The organism is Paractinoplanes ovalisporus (assembly GCF_016834655.1).
Taxonomy (GTDB): domain Bacteria; phylum Actinomycetota; class Actinomycetes; order Mycobacteriales; family Micromonosporaceae; genus Actinoplanes; species Actinoplanes ovalisporus.
The window spans coordinates 181245-202382 of record NZ_JAENHP010000009.1; the positions used below are offsets into that span (position 1 = coordinate 181245).

At 67.1% G+C, this 21138-nt stretch carries 35 protein-coding genes; all 35 read left to right on the plus strand.

Annotated features, from left to right (window positions below; genetic code table 11):
• Positions 1 to 17: 17 nt before the first annotated feature.
• The 35 genes from JIG36_RS26725 to rpsK all read left to right on the plus strand — a co-directional run bounded on the left by JIG36_RS26725 (position 18) and on the right by rpsK (position 21125).
• The gene (locus JIG36_RS26725) at positions 18 to 488 is read left to right on the plus strand and encodes a hypothetical protein (protein WP_236048284.1); all 471 of its coding nucleotides are present in this window, start codon (positions 18 to 20) and stop codon (positions 486 to 488) included.
• 396 nt (positions 489 to 884) lie between these two features.
• A complete protein-coding gene (gene rpsL / locus JIG36_RS26730) occupies positions 885 to 1259 on the plus strand; it encodes a 30S ribosomal protein S12 (protein WP_014440718.1) in 375 nt (124 codons plus the stop codon).
• A gap of 1 nt (position 1260) precedes the next feature.
• Positions 1261 to 1731: a 30S ribosomal protein S7 gene (gene rpsG, locus JIG36_RS26735; RefSeq protein ID WP_133873229.1), complete on the plus strand. Its 471-nt coding sequence runs from the start codon at positions 1261 to 1263 to the stop codon at positions 1729 to 1731.
• Positions 1732 to 1823: 92 nt separating this feature from the next.
• On the plus strand, positions 1824 to 3920 hold the full coding sequence (gene fusA / locus JIG36_RS26740) for an elongation factor G (protein ID WP_203379153.1): 2097 nt from the start codon (positions 1824 to 1826) through the stop codon (positions 3918 to 3920).
• Positions 3921 to 4039: 119 nt separating this feature from the next.
• On the plus strand, positions 4040 to 5233 hold the full coding sequence (gene tuf, locus JIG36_RS26745) for an elongation factor Tu (protein WP_203379154.1): 1194 nt from the start codon (positions 4040 to 4042) through the stop codon (positions 5231 to 5233).
• Positions 5234 to 5568: 335 nt separating this feature from the next.
• Positions 5569 to 5877, plus strand: a complete 309-nt coding sequence (gene rpsJ / locus JIG36_RS26750) for a 30S ribosomal protein S10 (RefSeq protein ID WP_007073037.1) — start codon at positions 5569 to 5571, stop codon at positions 5875 to 5877.
• A gap of 13 nt (positions 5878 to 5890) precedes the next feature.
• A complete protein-coding gene (rplC, locus tag JIG36_RS26755; RefSeq protein ID WP_203379155.1) occupies positions 5891 to 6541 on the plus strand; it encodes a 50S ribosomal protein L3 in 651 nt (216 codons plus the stop codon).
• The gene (rplD, locus tag JIG36_RS26760; RefSeq protein ID WP_203379156.1) at positions 6538 to 7185 is read left to right on the plus strand and encodes a 50S ribosomal protein L4; all 648 of its coding nucleotides are present in this window, start codon (positions 6538 to 6540) and stop codon (positions 7183 to 7185) included. The genes rplC and rplD overlap by 4 nt, the downstream gene beginning before the upstream one ends.
• Positions 7182 to 7484, plus strand: a complete 303-nt coding sequence (gene rplW / locus JIG36_RS26765; RefSeq protein WP_203379157.1) for a 50S ribosomal protein L23 — start codon at positions 7182 to 7184, stop codon at positions 7482 to 7484. Before rplD ends, rplW begins: the two co-directional genes overlap by 4 nt.
• A 14-nt stretch (positions 7485 to 7498) precedes the next feature.
• Positions 7499 to 8338: a 50S ribosomal protein L2 gene (gene rplB / locus JIG36_RS26770; protein WP_203379158.1), complete on the plus strand. Its 840-nt coding sequence runs from the start codon at positions 7499 to 7501 to the stop codon at positions 8336 to 8338.
• A 13-nt stretch (positions 8339 to 8351) separates the two neighbouring features.
• The gene (gene rpsS, locus JIG36_RS26775; RefSeq protein WP_014440726.1) at positions 8352 to 8633 is read left to right on the plus strand and encodes a 30S ribosomal protein S19; all 282 of its coding nucleotides are present in this window, start codon (positions 8352 to 8354) and stop codon (positions 8631 to 8633) included.
• 31 nt (positions 8634 to 8664) lie between these two features.
• Positions 8665 to 9129, plus strand: a complete 465-nt coding sequence (gene rplV / locus JIG36_RS26780; protein ID WP_203379159.1) for a 50S ribosomal protein L22 — start codon at positions 8665 to 8667, stop codon at positions 9127 to 9129.
• Positions 9129 to 9980 carry a 30S ribosomal protein S3 gene (rpsC, locus tag JIG36_RS26785; protein WP_203379160.1) on the plus strand — a complete coding sequence of 284 codons (852 nt, stop codon included), beginning with the start codon at positions 9129 to 9131 and terminating at the stop codon, positions 9978 to 9980. The genes rplV and rpsC overlap by 1 nt, the downstream gene beginning before the upstream one ends.
• 3 nt (positions 9981 to 9983) lie before the next feature.
• Positions 9984 to 10409, plus strand: coding sequence for a 50S ribosomal protein L16 (gene rplP, locus JIG36_RS26790; protein ID WP_203379161.1), 426 nt, complete (start codon positions 9984 to 9986; stop codon positions 10407 to 10409).
• Positions 10409 to 10642 (plus strand): 50S ribosomal protein L29, encoded by a 234-nt coding sequence (gene rpmC / locus JIG36_RS26795; protein WP_127499785.1) that lies wholly within the window; start codon positions 10409 to 10411, stop codon positions 10640 to 10642. The genes rplP and rpmC overlap by 1 nt, the downstream gene beginning before the upstream one ends.
• Entirely contained in the window at positions 10639 to 10914 is a 276-nt protein-coding gene (rpsQ, locus tag JIG36_RS26800) for a 30S ribosomal protein S17 (RefSeq protein ID WP_133873220.1), read from the plus strand. Before rpmC ends, rpsQ begins: the two co-directional genes overlap by 4 nt.
• A gap of 93 nt (positions 10915 to 11007) precedes the next feature.
• Positions 11008 to 11376, plus strand: a complete 369-nt coding sequence (gene rplN / locus JIG36_RS26805) for a 50S ribosomal protein L14 (protein ID WP_023358185.1) — start codon at positions 11008 to 11010, stop codon at positions 11374 to 11376.
• Positions 11373 to 11693, plus strand: coding sequence for a 50S ribosomal protein L24 (gene rplX, locus JIG36_RS26810; RefSeq protein WP_203379296.1), 321 nt, complete (start codon positions 11373 to 11375; stop codon positions 11691 to 11693). The genes rplN and rplX overlap by 4 nt, the downstream gene beginning before the upstream one ends.
• Positions 11693 to 12262, plus strand: a complete 570-nt coding sequence (rplE, locus tag JIG36_RS26815; RefSeq protein ID WP_203379162.1) for a 50S ribosomal protein L5 — start codon at positions 11693 to 11695, stop codon at positions 12260 to 12262. Before rplX ends, rplE begins: the two co-directional genes overlap by 1 nt.
• 2 nt (positions 12263 to 12264) lie before the next feature.
• Positions 12265 to 12450, plus strand: a complete 186-nt coding sequence (locus tag JIG36_RS26820; RefSeq protein ID WP_014440734.1) for a type Z 30S ribosomal protein S14 — start codon at positions 12265 to 12267, stop codon at positions 12448 to 12450.
• Between the two features lie 120 nt (positions 12451 to 12570).
• On the plus strand, positions 12571 to 12978 hold the full coding sequence (gene rpsH, locus JIG36_RS26825; RefSeq protein ID WP_203379163.1) for a 30S ribosomal protein S8: 408 nt from the start codon (positions 12571 to 12573) through the stop codon (positions 12976 to 12978).
• Between the two features lie 17 nt (positions 12979 to 12995).
• On the plus strand, positions 12996 to 13535 hold the full coding sequence (gene rplF / locus JIG36_RS26830) for a 50S ribosomal protein L6 (RefSeq protein ID WP_203379164.1): 540 nt from the start codon (positions 12996 to 12998) through the stop codon (positions 13533 to 13535).
• Entirely contained in the window at positions 13532 to 13927 is a 396-nt protein-coding gene (gene rplR / locus JIG36_RS26835; RefSeq protein ID WP_438870761.1) for a 50S ribosomal protein L18, read from the plus strand. The genes rplF and rplR overlap by 4 nt, the downstream gene beginning before the upstream one ends.
• 13 nt (positions 13928 to 13940) lie before the next feature.
• Complete coding sequence (rpsE, locus tag JIG36_RS26840) at positions 13941 to 14564, plus strand: 30S ribosomal protein S5 (protein ID WP_203379165.1); 624 nt, start codon at positions 13941 to 13943, stop codon at positions 14562 to 14564.
• Complete coding sequence (gene rpmD / locus JIG36_RS26845; protein WP_014687772.1) at positions 14564 to 14746, plus strand: 50S ribosomal protein L30; 183 nt, start codon at positions 14564 to 14566, stop codon at positions 14744 to 14746. Before rpsE ends, rpmD begins: the two co-directional genes overlap by 1 nt.
• Positions 14746 to 15195, plus strand: a complete 450-nt coding sequence (rplO, locus tag JIG36_RS26850; RefSeq protein WP_203379166.1) for a 50S ribosomal protein L15 — start codon at positions 14746 to 14748, stop codon at positions 15193 to 15195. The genes rpmD and rplO overlap by 1 nt, the downstream gene beginning before the upstream one ends.
• A gap of 242 nt (positions 15196 to 15437) precedes the next feature.
• On the plus strand, positions 15438 to 16784 hold the full coding sequence (secY, locus tag JIG36_RS26855) for a preprotein translocase subunit SecY (RefSeq protein WP_203379167.1): 1347 nt from the start codon (positions 15438 to 15440) through the stop codon (positions 16782 to 16784).
• Positions 16785 to 16858: 74 nt separating this feature from the next.
• Positions 16859 to 17512, plus strand: a complete 654-nt coding sequence (locus JIG36_RS26860; protein WP_030436520.1) for an adenylate kinase — start codon at positions 16859 to 16861, stop codon at positions 17510 to 17512.
• A 1-nt stretch (position 17513) separates the two neighbouring features.
• Complete coding sequence (gene map / locus JIG36_RS26865; RefSeq protein ID WP_203379168.1) at positions 17514 to 18347, plus strand: type I methionyl aminopeptidase; 834 nt, start codon at positions 17514 to 17516, stop codon at positions 18345 to 18347.
• Between the two features lie 37 nt (positions 18348 to 18384).
• The gene (locus tag JIG36_RS26870; RefSeq protein ID WP_236048285.1) at positions 18385 to 18822 is read left to right on the plus strand and encodes a DUF1707 SHOCT-like domain-containing protein; all 438 of its coding nucleotides are present in this window, start codon (positions 18385 to 18387) and stop codon (positions 18820 to 18822) included.
• Positions 18823 to 18861: 39 nt separating this feature from the next.
• Positions 18862 to 19500, plus strand: a complete 639-nt coding sequence (locus tag JIG36_RS26875; RefSeq protein WP_236048286.1) for a DUF1707 SHOCT-like domain-containing protein — start codon at positions 18862 to 18864, stop codon at positions 19498 to 19500.
• A gap of 242 nt (positions 19501 to 19742) precedes the next feature.
• Positions 19743 to 19964 (plus strand): translation initiation factor IF-1, encoded by a 222-nt coding sequence (gene infA, locus JIG36_RS26880; protein WP_007073013.1) that lies wholly within the window; start codon positions 19743 to 19745, stop codon positions 19962 to 19964.
• Positions 19965 to 20046: 82 nt separating this feature from the next.
• Positions 20047 to 20163 carry a 50S ribosomal protein L36 gene (rpmJ, locus tag JIG36_RS26885; RefSeq protein WP_015619018.1) on the plus strand — a complete coding sequence of 39 codons (117 nt, stop codon included), beginning with the start codon at positions 20047 to 20049 and terminating at the stop codon, positions 20161 to 20163.
• A 156-nt stretch (positions 20164 to 20319) separates the two neighbouring features.
• Positions 20320 to 20700, plus strand: coding sequence for a 30S ribosomal protein S13 (rpsM, locus tag JIG36_RS26890; RefSeq protein WP_133873210.1), 381 nt, complete (start codon positions 20320 to 20322; stop codon positions 20698 to 20700).
• A gap of 17 nt (positions 20701 to 20717) precedes the next feature.
• Positions 20718 to 21125: a 30S ribosomal protein S11 gene (gene rpsK, locus JIG36_RS26895; protein WP_014440747.1), complete on the plus strand. Its 408-nt coding sequence runs from the start codon at positions 20718 to 20720 to the stop codon at positions 21123 to 21125.
• Positions 21126 to 21138 lie beyond the last annotated feature (13 nt).

Genomic DNA, 21138 nt, shown 5'->3' on the forward strand with positions numbered 1-21138 from the left:
GGTGACATGCTCTTGATATGACGGTCCCGCCCCCGCCGCAGGCGCCCTACCCGAGCGCCGTGCCCCCGCCGCCGCCCTCGGGCCGGTGGCGTCCGGAACGGGTCGACGCGCTGCCCGGCACCGAGTTCGGGCTGGTCCAGCTGCGGGTCGAGCCGATCACCTCGGGCCTGGCCATCGGATCGCTCATCGCCGGCATCGGTTCGATCCTGGCCTCGTTCCTGGTGCTCTGCTTCGGTGTGGCCGGCTCGGCCTCCGGCTGGGGCGGCTGGGTGTCGGGTGCCTTCACGCTGCTCAGCGTCCTCGTGGGCGGGGGAGCGGTCGCGATCGGCATCGTGGCCCGCCGTCAGGTCCGCCGCTCGGGTCAGACCGGCCAGGTGCGGTTCACCGGCGCCGGGCTGGGTATGGCGGGAATGGTGTGCGGGTCGTGCGGTGCGGGAATCGCACTGCTGTCTCTGGCGTTGACTCTGGTGTTGCAGTTATCTGCCTGAGGGGCCGGATCTGGCACCGCGGCGTTGCTTCCGTGAGGCACCCGGTACACTTGTATCGGAGATATCCGTCGCGTGGTGCCAGGGCTCATTTTGACCTGGGTGCTCGGGGTGGGTAATCTTTCCCCTCGTGCCCGGGCTTGCCCGGGCAACTCGTGCGTGCGCCCGAGTCGCCTACTCCGCGACTTGGTGGCGATACGCCGAGCCGGTGTCCATCGCGGCATCGACCAAGACAAGACCCGGTGCGCGTGACAAGCGCGCGGCGGGACCGTGAGCCGGACGACACGCCCGACCGCGGGTGCCGGACAACTCCCCATCGGGGGGAGCTGACCAGCACACAAAGGCAGAAACAGACGGTGCGGCCGCCTAGGAAGCGGCCGAAGGGAGCGGAGAAACCCGGTGCCCACGATCCAGCAGCTGGTCCGAAAGGGCCGCCAGGCGAAGACGAGCAAGACCAAGACGCCGGCGCTGAAGGGAAGTCCTCAGCGGCGCGGCGTGTGCACGCGCGTGTACACCACCACCCCCAAGAAGCCGAACTCTGCGCTGCGCAAGGTCGCTCGTGTGAAGCTCAGCAGCCAGATCGAGGTGACGGCGTACATCCCGGGTGTCGGCCACAACCTGCAGGAGCACTCGATCGTGCTCGTGCGTGGCGGCCGAGTGAAGGACCTCCCCGGCGTCCGCTACAAGATCGTCCGCGGTTCGCTGGACACCCAGGGTGTCCGCAACCGCAAGCAGGCTCGCAGCCGTTACGGCGCGAAGAAGGAGAAGAGCTGACATGCCGCGCAAGGGCCCTGCTCCGCGCCACCCAGTGGTCGCGGACCCGGTTTACAACTCGCCGCTGGTGACCCAGCTGGTCAACAAGATCCTGGTCGGCGGCAAGCGTCAGCTCGCTGAGCGCATCGTGTACGGCGCCCTCGAGGGCTGCCGCGAGAAGAACGGCACCGACCCCGTGGTGACGCTCAAGCGTGCCATGGACAACGTCAAGCCGACCCTCGAGGTCCGCAGCCGCCGCGTCGGTGGCGCGACCTACCAGGTGCCGGTCGAGGTCCGTACGCCGCGTCAGACCACCCTCGGTCTCCGCTGGCTGGTCCAGTACTCCAAGGCCCGCCGTGAGAAGACCATGATCGAGCGTCTCCAGAACGAGCTGCTCGACGCCAGCAACGGTCTCGGCGCCGCCGTCAAGCGGCGTGAGGACACCCACAAGATGGCGGAGTCCAACAAGGCCTTCGCGCACTACCGCTGGTAAGACCCCGCTGCTGCCGGGCCCGGTGACAAGCCGGGCCCCAGCGCAAGTCGTACCGGTTCACGAGACGACGACGAAGAAAAGTAGGGATTGAAGTGGCCGCCGCAGACGCGCTCGCCAACGTACGCAACATCGGCATCATGGCGCACATCGATGCCGGTAAGACCACCACCACTGAGCGGATCCTCTTCTACACCGGTATCACGTACAAGATCGGTGAGGTCCACGACGGCGCCGCCACGATGGACTGGATGGAGCAGGAGCAGGAGCGTGGTATCACCATCACCTCCGCTGCTACCAAGTGTGAGTGGAAGGGCCACACGATCCAGATCATCGACACGCCCGGCCACGTCGACTTCACGGTCGAGGTCGAGCGGTCGCTGCGCGTGCTCGACGGCGCGGTCGCGGTCTACGACGGCGTTGCCGGCGTGGAGCCCCAGACCGAGAACGTCTGGCGTCAGGCGGACAAGTACAACGTCCCCCGGATGTGCTTCGTCAACAAGCTCGACCGGACCGGCGCGGACTTCTTCCGCTGCGTGCAGATGATGATCGACCGGCTGAACGCGACGCCGCTGGTGCTCCAGATCCCGATCGGGCTCGAGGGCGACCACATCGGCGTCGTCGACCTGGTCGAGATGCGCGCCCTCACCTGGCGTGGTGAGACCCAGAAGGGTGAGGACTACGCGATCGAGGAGATCCCGGCCGACCTGGCCGACTCCGCGAACGAGTGGCGCGAGAAGCTGATCGAGACCCTGGCCGACGTCGACGACGCGGTCATGGAGAAGTACCTCGAGGGCGAGGAGCTCTCGCTGGAGGAGATCAAGGCCGCCATCCGGCGCGCCACGATCGCCAGCAAGGCCAACCCGGTGCTGTGCGGCTCGGCGTTCAAGAACAAGGGCGTCCAGCCCATGCTCGACGCCGTGGTCGACTACCTGCCGTCGCCGCTGGACATCCCGGCCATCGAGGGCACCGCGACCGACGGCGAGACGCCGATGCTGCGGAAGCCGTCGAACTCCGAGCCGTTCTCCGGCCTGGCGTTCAAGATCCAGACGGACAAGCACCTCGGCAAGCTCACCTACGTCCGGGTCTACTCCGGCACGCTCGACTCCGGTTCCCAGGTGGTCAACTCCACCAAGGACCGCAAGGAGCGGATCGGCAAGATCTACCAGATGCACGCGAACAAGCGTGAAGAGCGTCCGACGGCGCAGGCCGGCGACATCATCGCCGTCCAGGGTCTCAAGCAGACCACCACCGGCGACACGCTCAGCGACCCGGCCAACCCGGTCATCCTGGAGTCGATGACCTTCCCGGAGCCGGTCATCCAGGTCGCCATCGAGCCGAAGACCAAGTCGGACCAGGAGAAGCTGGGCACCGCGATCCAGCGTCTGGCCGAGGAGGACCCGACCTTCCGCGTCTTCAACGACGAGGAGACCGGGCAGACCATCATCGCCGGCATGGGCGAGCTCCACCTCGACATCCTCGTCGACCGCATGCGTCGCGAGTTCAACGTCGAGGCGAACATCGGTAAGCCGCAGGTCGCGTACCGCGAGACGATCCGCCGCAAGGTGGAGAAGATCGACTACGTGCACAAGAAGCAGACCGGTGGCTCGGGCCAGTACGCGAAGGTTGTCGTCTCGGTGGAGCCGCTGCCGCTCGCGGCCGACGGCCCGACCTACGAGTTCGTCAACGCCGTGACCGGTGGCCGCATCCCCCGCGAGTTCATCCCGTCGGTGGACGCGGGCGCGCAGGACTCCCTGCAGTACGGCGTCCTCGCCGGCTATCCGCTGGTCGGCGTCAAGCTGACCCTGCTGGACGGCCAGTACCACGAGGTCGACTCGTCCGAGATGGCGTTCAAGATCGCCGGTTCGATGGTGATGAAGGAAGCGGCCCGCAAGGCCGACCCCGCGCTGCTCGAGCCGATGATGTCCGTCGAGGTCACCACGCCCGAGGACAACATGGGCGACGTGATCGGCGACCTCAACTCGCGGCGTGGCATCATCCAGTCGATGGAGGAGCGCTCCGGCGCCCGAGTCGTCAAGGCGCTGGTGCCGCTGTCCGAGATGTTCGGCTACGTCGGCGACCTGCGGTCGAAGACGGCCGGCCGGGCTAGCTACAGCATGCAGTTCGACTCCTACGCCGAGGTCCCTCAGGGCGTCGCGAAGGAGATCATCGCTAAGGCCACCGGCGCCTGACGCGTTGAGGCGCGTGCGGTCCGTCGAGGGCCGCACGCGCACGAGCAGTCGACAGAGTCCCCATCGCCTTATCGGGCGTGCCGGGCGAAAGTTATTCCACAGTCCACAGGAGGACACCAGTGGCGAAGGCGAAGTTCGAGCGGACTAAGCCGCACGTCAACATCGGCACCATTGGTCACATCGACCACGGTAAGACGACGCTGACTGCGGCCATCACGAAGGTCCTGCACGACGAATACCCGGACCTGAACCCGTACACCCCGTTCGACGAGATCGACAAGGCGCCTGAAGAGAAGGCCCGTGGTATCACGATCTCGATCGCGCACGTCGAGTACCAGACCGCGGCGCGTCACTACGCGCACGTGGACTGCCCCGGCCACGCTGACTACATCAAGAACATGATCACCGGTGCCGCCCAGATGGACGGCGCGATCCTGGTGGTCGCCGCGACCGACGGCCCGATGCCGCAGACCAAGGAGCACGTGCTCCTGGCCCGCCAGGTCGGCGTTCCGTACATCGTCGTCGCCCTGAACAAGAGCGACATGGTGGACGACGAGGAGCTCCTCGAGCTCGTCGAGCTCGAGGTCCGCGAGCTGCTCAGCACCTACGAGTTCCCGGGCGACGACCTGCCGGTCGTGCGTGTCTCGGCGCTCAAGGCGCTGGAGGGCGACAAGGAGTGGACCGCCAAGCTCCTCGAGCTCATGAACGCGGTCGACACCGCGATCCCGCAGCCCGAGCGTGAGACCGAGAAGCCGTTCCTCATGCCCATCGAGGACGTCTTCACGATCACCGGTCGTGGCACCGTGGTCACGGGTCGCGCCGAGCGCGGCATCCTCAAGCCGAACGAGGAGGTCGAGATCGTCGGCATCCGCGAGAAGTCGACGAAGACCGTCTGCACCGGCATCGAGATGTTCCGCAAGCTGCTCGACGAGGCCCGCGCGGGTGAGAACGTCGGTCTGCTGCTCCGCGGTATCAAGCGCGAGGACGTCGAGCGCGGCATGGTTGTTGTGAAGCCGGGCACCACGACTCCCCACACGGAGTTCGAGGGCCAGGTCTACATCCTCTCGAAGGAAGAGGGCGGCCGGCACACCCCGTTCTTCCAGAACTACCGCCCGCAGTTCTACTTCCGCACCACGGACGTCACCGGCGTCGTCACGCTGCCCGAGGGCACCGAGATGGTCATGCCGGGCGACTCCACCAGCATGTCGGTCAAGCTGATCCAGCCGATCGCCATGGAGCAGGGCCTGAAGTTCGCGATCCGTGAGGGTGGCCGCACCGTCGGCGCCGGCACGGTCACGAAGATCAACGTCTGAGACAGGCGTCGGTAACCCCCGATTAGCATTGCTGGAGAGAATCCGGCATACTAGTCAGGTTGCGTCCGAGCGGGGTGGTCAGCTGCCTTGTGCAGCCGGCCACCCTCGCCGGGTGTCTGGGTGTGTTTACGAGCCGCCCTGCACTGGGTCTGATTCAGGCCCGGGACACCTCAAGATCCCCGCGATCTAGAGTGCTGCCCTGCGCAGCTTTCTGAGAGTCAGCGCGACACGCCCGACCGCGGGGGTCGGACAACGCAGGATCAACGGTCCTGCGGGCATGCGAGAGCCGCCGCTTTCGCACGTAGCGGCATCGAGAGAAGGAAACAGAAGCCACCATGGCGGGACAGAAGATCCGCATCCGGCTCAAGGCCTATGACCACGAGGTCGTGGACTCCTCGGCGCGGAAGATCGTCGAGACGGTGACGCGTACCGGGGCGCAGGTTGCTGGCCCGGTGCCGCTGCCCACGGAAATCAACCGTTTCTGCGTCATCCGCTCGCCGCACAAGTACAAGGACTCGCGCGAGCACTTCGAGATGCGCACGCACAAGCGGCTGATCGACATCATCGACCCGACTCCCAAGACGGTCGACTCGCTCATGCGCCTCGACCTGCCGGCTGGCGTCGACATCGAGATCAAGCTGTAGGGATCTGCGACTAATGGACAGGCAAGTAAAGGGGATCCTGGGCGCCAAGCTCGGCATGACCCAGGTCTGGGACAACAACAAGGTTGTCCCCGTGACCGTGGTCCAGGCCGGCCCTTGTGTCGTGACCCAGGTCCGCACTGACGAGAAGGACGGCTACTCGGCCGTCCAGCTGGCGTTCGGCGCCATCGACCCGCGCAAGGTGAACAAGCCCGAGGGCGGTCACTTCGCGAAGGCGGGCGTTTCGCCGCGGCGGCACGTGGTCGAGCTGCGCACCACCGACGCCGGCGAGTACGAGCTCGGCCAGGAGGTCACGGTCGACTCGTTCGCGGTCGGCTCGGTGATCGACGTGACCGGCAAGACCCGCGGTAAGGGCTACGCCGGTGTCATGAAGCGGCACGGCTTCCACGGCCTCAAGAGCAGCCACGGTGTCGAGCGCAAGCACCGCTCGCCCGGCTCCATCGGCGCCTGCGCGACCCCCGGTCGCGTCTTCAAGGGCGTGCGGATGGCCGGTCGCATGGGTAGCCAGCGCTTCACCGTGCAGAACCTGACCGTGCAGGCGGTGGACGCGGAGAACAACCTGATCCTGGTCAAGGGCGCTGTGCCCGGACCCAAGGGTGCGCTTGTTCTCGTCCGCTCCGCGGCGAAGAAGGACGGTGCCAAGTGAGCTCGGTCGACGTGATCAACGTTGAGGGCAACAAGGCCGGCTCGGTCGAGCTGCCGGACTCGGTGTTCGACGTCCAGGCCAACATCCCGCTGATGCACCAGGTCGTCGTGGCCCAGCTCGCCGCCGCCCGTCAGGGCACGGCCAAGGCCAAGACCCGCGGTGAGGTCGCCGGTGGCGGCAAGAAGCCGTACAAGCAGAAGGGCACCGGTCGCGCCCGCCAGGGCTCGATCCGCGCGCCGCAGTTCACCGGCGGTGGCGTCGTGCACGGTCCCGTGCCGCGCGACTACAGCCAGCGGACCCCCAAGAAGATGAAGGCCGCCGCCCTGCGTGGCGCCCTCTCCGACCGGGCCCGCGACGGCCGCGTGCACGTGGTCGAGGCGTTCGTCAGCGGCGACAAGCCGTCGACCAAGGCCGCGATCGCCACCCTGCGCAAGGCCACCGAGTCCACCAAGGTCCTGGTCGTGCTGAGCAGCACCGACGAGCTGAACTGGCTCTCGCTGCGCAACGAGGCGACCGTGCACCTGCTCGAGGCGGGCCAGCTCAACACGTACGACGTGCTGGTCGCCGACGAGGTGGTCTTCACCAAGGACGCGCTCGACGAGTTCCTGGGCGCGCCGGCGACCGCCGAGGGGGAGAACAAGTGAGCACGATCGCCGACCCGCGCGACGTCATCATCAAGCCGGTCGTGTCGGAGAAGAGCTACAGCGTTCTCGACCAGAACTGGTACACGTTCCTCGTCCACCCGGACGCGAACAAGACCCAGATCAAGATCGCGATCCAGCAGATCTTCAACGTCCGCGTGCTGACGGTGAACACCGCGAACCGCGAGGGCAAGCGCAAGCGCACCCGGACCGGCTTCGGTCAGCGCAAGGCGACCAAGCGCGCGATGGTCAAGCTGGCTGACGGTGACCGTATCGAGGCCTTCGGCGGCCCGGTCAGCTAAGGGGTTGTAAAACAATGGCTATCCGTAAGTACAAGCCGACCACGCCGGGCCGTCGTGGCTCCAGCGTCGCCGACTTCGCCGAGCTGACCCGGTCCACGCCGGAGAAGTCGCTGCTGGTTCCGCTGCCCAAGAAGGGTGGTCGCAACGTCCACGGCCGCATCACCACGCGGCACCAGGGCGGTGGCCACAAGCGCCAGTACCGGCTCATCGACTTCAAGCGGGTCGACAAGGACGGCGTGCCGGCCAAGGTCGCGCACATCGAGTACGACCCGAACCGCACCTCCCGCATCGCACTGCTGCACTACGCCGACGGCGAGAAGCGCTACATCCTCGCGCCGAAGGACCTCAAGCAGGGCGACCGCGTCGAGTCCGGCCCGGGCGCAGACATCAAGCCGGGGAACAACCTTCCCCTGCGCAACATCCCGGTCGGTACGACGATCCACGGTGTGGAGCTTCGTCCCGGCGGTGGCGCCAAGCTGGCCCGTTCGGCCGGCACCGGCATCCAGTTGCTCGGCCGTGAGGGCGCGTACGCCACGCTGCGTATGCCGTCCGGCGAGATCCGGCGCGTCGACATCCGCTGCCGCGCGACGGTCGGCGAGATCGGCAACGCCGAGCAGTCGAACATCAACTGGGGCAAGGCCGGTCGCATGCGCTGGAAGGGCAAGCGCCCGACCGTCCGTGGTGTCGCCATGAACCCGATCGACCACCCGCACGGTGGTGGTGAGGGTAAGACCTCCGGTGGTCGCCACCCGGTCAACCCGGCTGGTAAGCCCGAGGGCCGTACCCGCCGCAAGGGCCAGGAGAGCGACAAGCTGATCGTTCGCCGCCGCTACGCCACCCGCAAGCGCGGGTAACGGGAGTTAGAAGATGCCACGCAGCCTGAAGAAGGGCCCGTTCGTCGACGACCACCTGATCAAGAAGGTGGAAGTCCAGAACGAGAAGAACTCGAAGAACGTCATCAAGACCTGGTCGCGGCGCTCGACGATCATCCCCGACATGCTCGGGCACACGATCGCCGTGCACGACGGGCGCAAGCACGTCCCGGTGTTCATCACCGAGGCCATGGTCGGTCACAAGCTCGGCGAGTTCGCTCTGACCCGCACGTTCAAGGGTCACGAGAAGGACGACCGCAAGAGCCGTCGGCGCTAGTCAGTCCACGGATAAGAAAGGGGTTACAGCGATGCCAGCAAAGAACGACGCTCCGGCTCTGCCGGGCAGTCGCGCGGTTGCGAAGCACGTCCGCATCTCGCCGAACAAGGCTCGCCGTGTGATCAACCTCGTCCGCGGTCTGCCCGCGAAGGAGGCTCTCACGGTCCTGCAGTTCGCGCCGCAGGCCGCGAGCGAGCAGGTCTACAAGGTGCTCGCGAGCGCTATCGCGAACGCGGAGAACAACGAGCGGCTCGACCCGGACGCGCTCCTGGTCAGCGAGGCGTTCGTGGACGAGGGTCCGACGCTCAAGCGGTTCCGTCCGCGGGCGCAGGGCCGGGCGTACCGGATCCGCAAGCGCACCTGCCACATCACGATCGCCGTCGAGGCGGTCCAGGTCGCCCGCCCGGCCAAGAAGGCCGCCGCGGCGAAGAAGGCCGCTCCGGCCAAGAAGGCGGAGCCGGCTGCCCAGACCCAGACCACGGAGGAGTCCGAGTAATGGGCCAGAAAGTTCACCCCACCGGATTCCGCCTCGGCATCTCCACCGACTGGAAGAGCCGCTGGTTCGCGGACAAGCTCTACAAGGACTACATCGGCGAGGACGTCAAGATCCGCCGCATGATGTCCAAGGGCCTCGAGCGCGCCGGCATCTCCAAGGTGGACATCGAGCGGACCCGTGACCGGGTCCGGGTCGACATCCACACCGCCCGGCCGGGCATCGTCATCGGCCGCAAGGGCGCGGAGGCCGACCGGATCCGTGGCGAGCTCGAGAAGCTCACCGGCAAGCAGGTCCAGCTCAACATCCTTGAGGTGAAGAGCCCGGAGTCGGACGCTCAGCTCGTGGCGCAGGGCGTCGCCGAGCAGCTGTCCTCCCGGGTCAGCTTCCGCCGGGCGATGCGCAAGGCCATGCAGTCGGCCATGAAGAACCCGATCTGCAAGGGCATCCGGGTGCAGGTCTCCGGCCGCCTGGGCGGCGCGGAGATGAGCCGCACGGAGTTCTACCGTGAGGGTCGCGTCCCGCTGCACACGCTGCGCGCCAACATCGAGTACGGCTTCTTCGAGGCCCGTACGACGTTCGGCCGCATCGGCGTGAAGGTCTGGATCTACAAGGGCGACGCCGTGCCCGGCCGCGAGGCCGTGCAGGAGGCGCCCGCGCGCCCGCGCCGCGACCGCGGTGACCGTCCCGAGCGTCCGCGTCGTGGCCGTTCCGGTTCGTCCGGCACGACCGCCGGCGGGACCGAGGCCGGTCGGGCCGCGCAGCAGGCCGCAGCTAACGCTGACGCGCCGGCCGCGCCGCAGAACGACACCGCCGCTGCTCCGGCCGCGGCCGAAACGCAGCAGGAGGGCTGACCAATGCTGATGCCGCGTAAGCCCCCGAAGGGCTTCCGCAAGCCGCACCACCCGGACCGCCACGGCGCGTCCAAGGGCGGCACGCGGGTCGTCTTCGGTGAGTTCGGTATCCAGGCGCTGGAGCCCGCGTACGTGACCAACCGGCAGATCGAGTCGGCTCGTATCGCGATGACCCGTCACATCAAGCGTGGCGGCAAGGTCTGGATCTCGGTCTTCCCGGACAACGCTCTGACGAAGAAGCCGGCCGAAACCCGCATGGGTTCCGGTAAGGGTTCTCCCGAGTGGTGGGTGGCGAACGTCAAGCCGGGACGCATCCTCTTCGAGATGTCGTTCCCGAACGAGACGATCGCGCGCGAGGCGATGCGCCGCGCGATCCACAAGCTCCCGATGAAGTGCCGCATCGTGACACGCGAAGTGGGTGAAAGCTGATGGCAGCGGGCGTTAAGGCAGCCGAGCTGCGCGAACTCTCCGGTGAGGAGCTGGTTTCGCGGCTGCGGGAGGCCAAGGCGGAGCTGTTCAACCTTCGCGTGCAGGGCGCGACCGGCCAGCTCGACAATCACCGTCGGCTGCAGGTCGTCCGCAAGGACATCGCGAAGATCTACACGATCATGCGTGAGCGCGAGCTGGGGCTCTCGGTTGCGCCGGATGAGGTGACAGCATGAGTGACGAGAGCACGGCCACGGTCCGCGCGAACCGCAAGGTCCGCGAGGGTCTCGTGGTCAGCGACAAGATGGACAAGACCGTCGTCGTCGAGGTCGAGGACCGTGTGAAGCACGCCCTCTACGGCAAGGTTCTGCGTCGTACCCGCAAGCTCAAGGTGCACGACGAGCAGAACGCGTGCGGCGTCGGCGACCGGGTTCTGCTCATGGAGACCCGTCCGCTGTCGGCCACCAAGCGGTGGCGTGTCGTGGAGATCCTCGAAAAGGCCAAGTGAGTGCGGCTGGGCCGGCTCCGGCCGGCCCGGCCCACCATCGTTCCGCCAAGCTTCGGTGCCCCACCGGAGAACTGGCAGACATAGGAGACAGACGTGATTCAGCAGGAGTCGCGACTGCGCGTCGCTGACAACACGGGTGCCCGGGAGATCCTGTGCATCCGCGTGCTCGGCGGCTCCGGTCGCCGTTACGCGAGCATCGGCGACGTCATCGTGGCCACGGTCAAGGACGCCATTCCGGGCGCCGGTGTGAAGAAGGGTGACGTCGTCAAGGCCGTCATCGTCCGCACCGCCAAGGAGCGTCGCCGTCCCGACGGCTCGTACATCCGCTTCGACGAGAACGCCGCCGTCATCATCAAGGACGGCGGGGACCCCCGCGGTACCCGCATCTTCGGCCCGGTCGGGCGCGAGCTGCGCGACAAGCGGTTCATGAAGATCATCAGCCTGGCGCCGGAGGTGCTCTGACCGTGAAGATTCGCAAGGGCGACACGGTCGTCGTCATCGCCGGCAAGGACAAGGGCGCCAAGGGCAAGGTCATCGCGGCCTACCCGACGCGTAACAAGGTCCTCGTCGAGGGCGTCAACCGCGTCAAGAAGCACGAACGCATCCGCACCACCCAGCGTGGTTCGAAGACCGGTGGCATCGTCACCCAGGAAGCCGCGATCGACATCTCGAACGTGCAGATCGTGGACGACCAGGGCAAGCCGACGCGCATCGGTTACAAGGTCGACGAGAACGGCAACAAGGTCCGTATCGCTCGGACGACCGGTAAGGAACTCTGATGACTGCCGCCACCGAGACCAAGACGCTGCCCCGTCTCAAGGAGAAGTACCGCAACGAGGTTGTTGCGGGGCTCCAGGAGCAGCACCAGTACGCCAACCCCATGCAGATTCCCGGCCTGGTCAAGGTCGTCGTGAACATGGGTGTCGGCGAGGCCGCGCGGGACGCCAAGCTGATCGACGGCGCCGTGCGTGACCTGACCACCATCACCGGTCAGAAGCCGCTGGTTCGCCGGGCGACCAAGTCCATCGCGCAGTTCAAGCTGCGCGAGGGCATGCCGATCGGCGCGAAGGTCACCCTCCGCGGCGACCGGATGTGGGAGTTCCTGGACCGGCTGCTGTCGATCGCGCTGCCGCGTATCCGCGACTTCCGCGGGCTCGACGGCCGCAAGCTCGACGGCCACGGCAACTACACGTTCGGTCTGACCGAGCAGTCGGTGTTCCACGAGATCGACCAGGACCGGATCGATCGTCCGCGCGGTATGGACATCACCGTGGTCACCACCGCCAAGACCGACGACGAGGGCCGGGCGCTGCTCAAGCTCCTGGGCTTCCCGTTCAAGGAGAACTGAGCATGGCTAAGAAGGCGCTGATCATCAAGGCGGCCGCGAAGCCGAAGTTCGCCGTGCGTGCTTACACCCGCTGCCAGAAGTGCGGTCGCCCGCACTCGGTCTACCGCAAGTTCGGCCTGTGCCGCGTTTGTGTGCGGGACATGGCCCACCGCGGCGAGCTGCCCGGCGTGTCGAAGGCTTCCTGGTAACCCCATCCAACCGCCCCAGCCCACCGCCCAAAAGCGGACTGAAGGCCGGGTTGATACACCGCTTCGCCGTAGGCCTGCCCCCACGGTGGGAACCCCGGCGAGAAAGGTTGACGAACACCCATGACGATGACGGACCCGATCGCAGACATGCTGACGCGTCTGCGTAACGCCAACCAGGCGTACCACGACAAGGTGACCATGCCCTTCTCGAAGATCAAGGCGAACATCGCCGAGGTCCTCAAGAGCGAGGGCTACATCGCCTCCTGGACGGCTGAGGAGCCCGAGGAAGGCGCTGTCGGCAAGCGTCTGGTCGTTGAGCTCAAGTACGGCCAGAACCGCGAGCGCAGCCTCGCCGGCATCAAGCGCGTCTCGAAGCCCGGCCTCCGGGTTTACGCCAAGTCCGACGAGCTCCCCCGGGTGCTCGGTGGCCTGGGCGTCGCGATCATTTCGACGTCCCAGGGACTGCTGACCGACCGGCAGGCCCGCAAGCGGAGCGTTGGCGGGGAAGTCCTCGCCTTCGTCTGGTAACTGGAGACTGAGAAACCATGTCGCGAATCGGACGTAAGTCGATCCCGGTCCCGGCCGGCGTCGATGTCACCATCACGGGCCAGACTGTCAAGGTCAAGGGCCCCAAGGGCGAGCTCTCGCACACCGTCTCCGAGCCGATCACGGTCGCTCAGGAGGGTGCCGAGCTGCACGTCAACCGCCCCAACGACGAGCGCAAGGCCAAGGAGCTCCACGGCCTCTCGCGTACCCTGGTCGCCAACATGATCATCGGCGTCACCGAGGGCTACAAGAAGACGCTGGAGATCAACGGCACCGGCTACCGGGTCACGGCCAAGGGCAAGGACCTCGAGTTCGCCCTGGGCTTCTCGCACCCGGTCAACGTCGTGCCGCCGGCCGGAATCAGCTTCTCTGTCGAGAAGCCGACCCAGTTCACGGTTGCGGGTATCGACAAGCAGCTGGTCGGCGAGGTCGCCGCCAACATCCGGAAGATCCGCCCGCCGGAGCCTTACAAGGGCAAGGGCGTGAAGTACCAGGGCGAGGTCATCCGCCGCAAGGCCGGAAAGGCAGGTAAGAAGTGACCGCCACGCTGCTCAAGCGTCGCAATGGCGCGGGTGCCGCCGCCAAGCGGGCTGTCGGAAAGGCGCGTCGGCACTTCCGGGTCCGCCGGAACGTCCGTGGCACCGCCGAGCGTCCCCGCCTGGTCGTCACCCGTTCTTCGCGGCACATCACCGCGCAGATCATCGACGACCTCAAGGGCCACACGCTGGCCTCGGCGTCGACCCTCGACTCGTCCCTGCGGGGCGGCGAGGGTGACAAGAGCGCTCAGGCCGGCAAGGTCGGTTCGCTCCTCGCCGAGCGGGCCAAGGCCGCTGGCGTGTCCAAGGTCGTCTTCGACCGCGGTGGCAACAAGTACGCGGGGCGTATCGCCGCGCTTGCCGATGCCGCTCGCGAAGCCGGACTCGAGTTCTAGGAGGAATTGACCAATGCCTGGTCAGCAGCGCCGAGGCGGCGGGTCCGGCGGTAACACCGAGGGTGGCAACCGCCGGGACAACCGCCGTGAGGGCGGCCGCGGCAACGCGCCCGTCGAGAAGACCCCGCACCTCGAGCGGGTCGTCGCGATCAACCGTGTCGCCAAGGTGGTCAAGGGTGGTCGTCGCTTCAGCTTCACCGCTCTGGTGATCGTGGGCGACGGCGACGGCACCGTCGGTATCGGATACGGAAAGGCCAAGGAGGTGCCCGCGGCCATCGCCAAGGGCGTCGAGGAGGCCAAGAAGCACTTCTTCAAGGTTCCGCGGATCGGCGCCACGATCCCGCACCCGATCACCGGCGAAGCTGCCGCGGGTGTCGTGCTCCTCAAGCCGGCCTCGGCTGGTACCGGTGTCATCGCCGGTGGCCCGGTGCGTGCAGTGCTGGAGTGCGCGGGCATCCACGACGTGCTCTCGAAGAGCCTGGGCTCGTCGAACCCGATCAACATCGTGCACGCGACCGTCGCGGCCCTGCGGGGCCTCGAGTCGCCGGAGCAGGTCGCGGCCCGCCGTGGCCTCCCGGTCGAGGACGTGGCGCCGGCGGCCATGCTGGCGGCGCGTGCGGAAGCGGCGGTGCACTGATGGCCCGTTTGAAGGTCACCCAGATCCGGTCCGAGATCGGCCGCAAGCAGAACCAGCGGGACTCCCTGCGGTCGCTCGGGCTGAAGCGGATCAATGATGTGGTGGTCAAGGAGGACCGCCCCGAGATTCGGGGCATGATCTTCGCCGTGAACCACCTCGTGACTGTTGAGGAGGTCGAGTAATGGCGATCAAGGTCCACCACCTGCGTCCGGCGCCCGGAGCCAAGACCCCCAAGACCCGTGTGGGTCGTGGTGAGGGCTCCAAGGGCAAGACCGCCGGTCGCGGCACCAAGGGCACCGGTGCCCGGAAGAACACGCCGGCGGCGTTCGAGGGTGGGCAGATGCCCCTCCACATGCGCCTGCCGAAGCTCAAGGGGCTCAAGAACCGGCCCCGCAACAAGGTCGTCTTCCAGGTCGTGAACCTGGACCGTCTCGCCGAGCTGTTCCCGAACGGCGGCGAGGTCGGACCGGACGAGCTGTTCGAGGCCGGCGCGGTTCGCAAGAACCAGCCGGTCAAGGTCCTCGGCTCGGGTGAGCTGGGCGGCGTGTCGCTGACGATCAGCGCGCACGCGTTCAGCGAGTCGGCCAAGGAGAAGATCGCCGCTGCTGGTGGGTCCACCACCCAGCTGTGAGGCTTGTGGGGGTGACTGCCCGGGCGCCGCAAAACGCGTCGCTCGGGCAGCATCCCCTTTGTGGCGTCTGACCTGCGGTTTCGCAAGCCGGTCAAATGCCTACGCGCGGTGAGCGCTACCGTGACTCACCGCGTTGCGCCAAGACTGTTAGAGTCCGTTCCCAGCTAGGGATATCGGTCGTCCGGACCGATGCCTTCCCCCACCCGTCGATTTCGACGGTAACCTCGCGCAGGAGGAAGAAGTTGCTCTCCGCCTTTACCAGTGCGTTCCGGACGCCTGACCTGCGCAAGAAACTGCTGTTCACGATCTTTATCATTGCGCTGTACAGGCTCGGTGCCACCTTGCCCAGCCCTGGTGTCTCCTACACCAACGTGCGGCGGTGCCTCGACATCGTGAACTCTCAGAACGCCGACGGTGGCGTGCTCAACCTGTTGAACCTCTTCTCAGGTGGCGCGCTGCTCCAGTTGTCGGTGTTCGCGCTGGGCATCATGCCGTACATCACGGCCTCCATCATTCTGCAGCTGCTGACCGTGGTCATTCCCCGCCTCGAGCAGCTTCGCAAGGAGGGCCAGTCCGGCCAGGCAAAGATCACGCAGTACACCCGGTACCTCACTCTCGGGCTCGCCGTCCTGCAGTCCTCGGCGTTCGTCGCCCTGGCGCGGACCGGTCAGCTCTTCGGCAACGCCTGTGACCAGAACGACGCCACGCTGCAGATCATCCCGGAGAACACCGGGCTGCCGATGTGGCTCACGCTCTCGGTCCTGGTTCTGACCATGACCGCCGGCACCGGCATGGTGATGTGGCTCGGCGAGCTCATCACCGACCGCGGCGTCGGCAACGGCATGTCCGTCCTGATCTTCACGTCGATCGCGGCCCGCCTCCCCGGTGAAGGCTGGACGATCAAGGAGTCGAGCGGCGTCGCCAAGTTCATCCTGGTCATCCTGCTGGTTCTGGTCATCATCGGCCTCGTGGTCTTCATCGAGCAGGCGCAGCGGCGCATCCCCGTGCAGTACGCCAAGCGCATGATCGGCCGCCGGATGTACGGCGGCACGTCGACCTACATCCCGCTGAAGGTCAACCAGGCCGGTGTCGTCCCGGTCATCTTCGCGTCGTCGCTGCTGTACCTGCCGCAGCTGTACCTGCAGTTCTTCGACCCGAACAACCTCAAGGGCTACCAGGTCTGGATCCAGAAGTGGCTGGCCGACCCCACGAGCGCGCTGTACATCGGGGTCTACTTCCTGCTGATCATCTTCTTCACGTACTTCTACGTCTCGATCACGTTCAACCCGACCGAGGTCGCGGACAACATGAAGAAGTACGGTGGATTCGTTCCGGGTATCCGCCCGGGCAAGCCCACCGCCGACTACCTGGACTTCATCCTCAGCCGGATCACCCTGCCGGGCGCGCTGTACCTTGGTCTGATCTCGGTCCTGCCGAACTTCTTCTTCATCTGGCTGAACCAGCAGCAGTACCAGAACTTCCCGTTCGGCGGTACCGCAGTGCTGATCATGGTGGGTGTGGGTCTGGAGACCGTGAAGCAGATCGAGAGCCAGCTGATGCAGCGCAACTACGAAGGGTTCCTCCGGTAGTGGGGACGCGGAGCCGGGGGGCTCTTGCGTCGGCGGTATGCGAGGCTCGTTCTCACCGAAGCGAGGCGATGTAGGTGCGGCTGGTACTGGTGGGCCCTCCGGGGGCCGGCAAGGGGACCCAGGCTGAGTTCATCGCCGCCCATCTGGCCGTACCGAAGATCTCGACAGGCGACATCTTCCGCGCCAACGTCTCCCAGGGCACGCCGCTGGGGGTCGAAGCCAAGCGGTACATGGACGCGGGTCAGCTGGTTCCGGACGAAGTGACCATCAACATGGTCCGGGACCGGCTGGCCGAGCCGGACGCCGGTGACGGCTTCCTGCTCGACGGCTTCCCGCGCACGGTCCCGCAGGCCTCGGCGCTCGACAAGCTGCTGGCCGACCTCGGAACGGCGCTCGACCTGGTGATGGAGCTCGTGGTCGACGACGACGAGGTCATCCGGCGGCTGTCCGGCCGCCGGACCTGCCGGGGCTGCGGCAAGATCTGGCACGTCGAGTTCGACCCGACCAGCAAGGAGAACATCTGCGACCGCTGTGGGTCGGAGCTGTTCCAGCGGGACGACGACAAGGCCGAGACCATCGCCAACCGCCTGGTCGAGTACGCCGAGAAGACCGCACCTCTGGTCGACTTCTACGGCGCTCAGGGCAAGCTGGTAGGTATCGACGCGACCGGACCGGTCGAGGACGTCACGGTGCGCGCCATCGACGCCCTGCGGTCCTACGGGGGCTGACATGCGCCGCCCCCAGCTGGACATCCAGCTGAAGACCCCGGAACAGATCGAGAAGATGCGCGGCGCCGGCCTGGTGGTCGCCGCCGCGCTCGACGCGATGCGGGACGCCGTGGCGCCCGGTGTGTCGACGGCCGACCTCGACGCGATCGCCGAGAAGGTCATCCGCGACGCCGGGGCGGTGCCCTCGTTCAAGGGCTACCACGGCTTCCCGGCCTCGATCTGCGCCTCGGTCAACGAGCAGGTCGTCCACGGCATCCCGAGCGCCGAGCAGGTGCTGAGCGAGGGCGACCTGATCTCGCTCGACTGCGGCGCGATCCTGGACGGCTGGCACGGCGACTCGGCCATCACGGTCGGGGTCGGTGAGACCGACCCGGCCCTGCTCAAGATGGCCCAGGTGGCCGAGGACGCCATGTGGGCCGGCATCGCCGCCGCGGCCCGGGGAGCGGCCAACGGCCGGGGCCGGCTCACCGACATCTCGTTCAACGTCGAGAAGACGGTTCGCAAGGCGGGCCGCTACGGCATCGTCGACGGCTACGGCGGGCACGGCATCGGCACCGAGATGCACCAGGACCCGCATGTGCTCAACCACGGCAAGCCCGGCAAGGGTCCGCGCCTGGAGCCCGGCCTGTGCCTGGCGATCGAGCCGATGATCACGATGGGCTCGCCCCGCACGGCCGAGCTGTCGGACGGCTGGACCGTGGTGACCCGCGACAACTCGATCGCGTCCCACGTCGAGCACACGATGTGCCTCCTCGAAGACGGCGTCTGGGTGACCACCGCGGTCGACGGGGGCCGGGCCCGGCTCGGCGATCTCGTCACCTCGCGTCAGCCCTGACTACCGATGGGTGATTCTCTCGGGCATGCTGGGACGCATGGGTCGGGAAGACATGCGGGCGGGCGACGCCGACCGTAAGGCGGTCGCGGAACAGTTGAAGACGGCGCTCGACGAAGGTCGTCTCGATCTCCACGAGTACGACGAGCGGCTCCAGAAGACGTACGGGGCCAAGACCTACGCCGACCTCGACGGGCTGCTCGACGACCTGCCCGGCACGGTGCCCGTGCAGCATTCGCAGGTCCAGCCGGCCGCCGCGCCGCCCTCGCCGGCAGCCGGCGTGGGAGCACCGGCCGCGCCCGAACCCAGCCCCCGGCAGTGGGTCGGCGGATATGCGGGCGTCGTGGTCGTCTGCACGCTGATCTGGGTCTTCACCATGGTGGCGTCGGGCCACTGGATCTACCCGTGGCCGGTCTGGATGCTCATCCCGCTGATCCTCGGCTTCTTCGGGCAGCGCTTCGGCGGCCGCGGGCACTGACCCGACCCGTACTGGAAGAGGGTTGTCACCATGGAAGGCATGGGCCGGGAGGGAATGCGGGCAGCCGACGAGGACCGCCGGAAGGTCGCCGAGCAGTTGCAGCTCGCGCTCGAGGAGGGCCGGCTCGACCTCACCGAGTACGACGAGCGGGTCCAGGGGGCCTATTCGGCCAAGACTTACGCCGACCTCGACCGTCTGCTGACCGACCTGCCCAACGCGGCTCCGATCGTGCCGGCGGCCCCGCAGCCGCCCTCCCCGGTCATGACCGGGGACAAGGCCACCGAGAAGGCCACCGGGGCCTGGATGGCGCACGTGTGGGGCGCGTGGGCCAAGGCCGCCGTCTTCTTCACGCTGATCTGGGGCGTCGCCGCGCTGGCGAGCAACGAGACGATCTTCTACTGGCCGGTCTGGGTGCTCGGGCCGTGGGGTGTCGTGCTGCTGCTGCGCACGGCCGGGGGCCTGGCCCAGGGCGAGCCGCGCAAGCACGCCGCCGAGCAGGAGCACCGGCGCCGGCTGCGGGAACACAAGCGCGACCGTAAGGCGCTCTACAACCGGGCCATCGCGGCCGGGGAACTGCCCGCGAAGCCGACCAAGGAGCAGCGCAAGGCGTTCATCGCGGAGGCGGTCTCGCGGGGTGATCTGCCGCCGAAGCCCCGCCGACCGGCCACCGGCGAGTGAATTCGGCCGCTCTGTCCGATTTTTAACGGGCCGACACACCCGACTCCGGGTCAGGGCGACCTCGGTTTGGCGTGGCCGTTGCGGCGCGCGTACACTGGCTAGCTGGCGCGCAGCGTCCACTCCCGCATGTCCTCAGCGCTTCGAGGGCGGCGGGGAGCCGCGGCTGGTCCGAGTTCGCACACCGTACTCGGGTAAGACGCTGCACAGCCAGACCCGAACCCCAATGTCAGGTAGCGGAGGACATGCCTAAGAAAGACGGAGCCATCGAGATCGAGGGCCGCGTGATCGAGCCCCTGCCGAACGCCATGTTCCGCGTTGAGCTCGCCAATGGTCACAAGGTTCTTGCACACATCTCCGGCAAGATGCGGCAGCACTACATCCGCATCCTTCCCGAGGACAGAGTCGTCGTCGAGCTCTCGCCGTACGACCTCACCCGTGGGCGAATCGTCTACCGCTACAAGTGAGCTGGTCCTCCTCGGAGCGGTTCATCGAGTGTGGGGTACGGGGAGCAACTAGTTCCCGTCCGACTGAGAGTTAAGGCAAACCGTGAAGGTCAAGCCGAGCGTCAAGCGGATCTGCAACAACTGCCGGGTCATCCGGCGGCACGGCCGCGTCATGGTCATCTGCAAGACCGACGCGCGCCACAAGCAGCGCCAGGGCTGAGTCCCCGGTAAAGCTGCCAGATCCGGCATCACGAACAAGCTCGTCCCAGGGCCACGTCAGTGGCCGTACCCCCGGCGCGGAGGCCGGGGCCCGTCCGGGCAGACGGGGTGGGAGGGGCACAGACCTCCGAATTGATCCTGAGGAGTACGCCCACTTATGGCACGACTCGTCGGCGTCGATCTCCCACGCGAGAAGCGTATGGAGATCGCGCTCACCTACATCTACGGGATCGGTCGCACCCGTGCCGTCGAGGCACTGACTGCCACCGCGATCGACCTGAACAAGCGCGCCAAGGACCTCACGGACGAGGAGCTGGTCCAGCTCCGCGACTACATCGAGGGCAATTTCAAGGTTGAGGGTGACCTGCGCCGCGAGGTCGCCGCGGACATCCGCCGCAAGGTCGAGATCGGCTGCTACGCCGGCATCCGTCACCGCCGGGGTCTGCCCGTGCGGGGTCAGCGCACCCGGACCAACGCGCGTACGCGCAAGGGTCCGAAGCGCACGGTCGCTGGTAAGAAGAAGCCGGGTCGGAAGTAATAGGAGCGCACTGACTTATGCCACCGAAGGCACGCGCAGGGGCCGCAGTCAAGAAGGTCCGGCGCAAGGAACGCAAGAACGTCGCCCACGGGCAGGCGCACATCAAGAGCACCTTCAACAACACCATCGTGTCGATCACCGACCCGACCGGTGCGGTCATTTCCTGGGCCTCCTCGGGCCAGGTTGGCTTCAAGGGCTCGCGCAAGTCGACCCCGTTCGCCGCGCAGCTGGCCGCCGAGGCCGCCGCTCGCCGGGCGATGGAGCACGGCATGCGCAAGGTCGACGTCTTCGTCAAGGGTCCCGGCTCCGGCCGCGAGACCGCGATCCGTTCGCTCCAGGCCGCCGGCCTCGAGGTCGGGCAGATCAGTGACGTGACGCCCCAGCCGCACAACGGTTGCCGCCCGCCGAAGCGCCGCCGGGTCTGAGAGAGAGATAGAG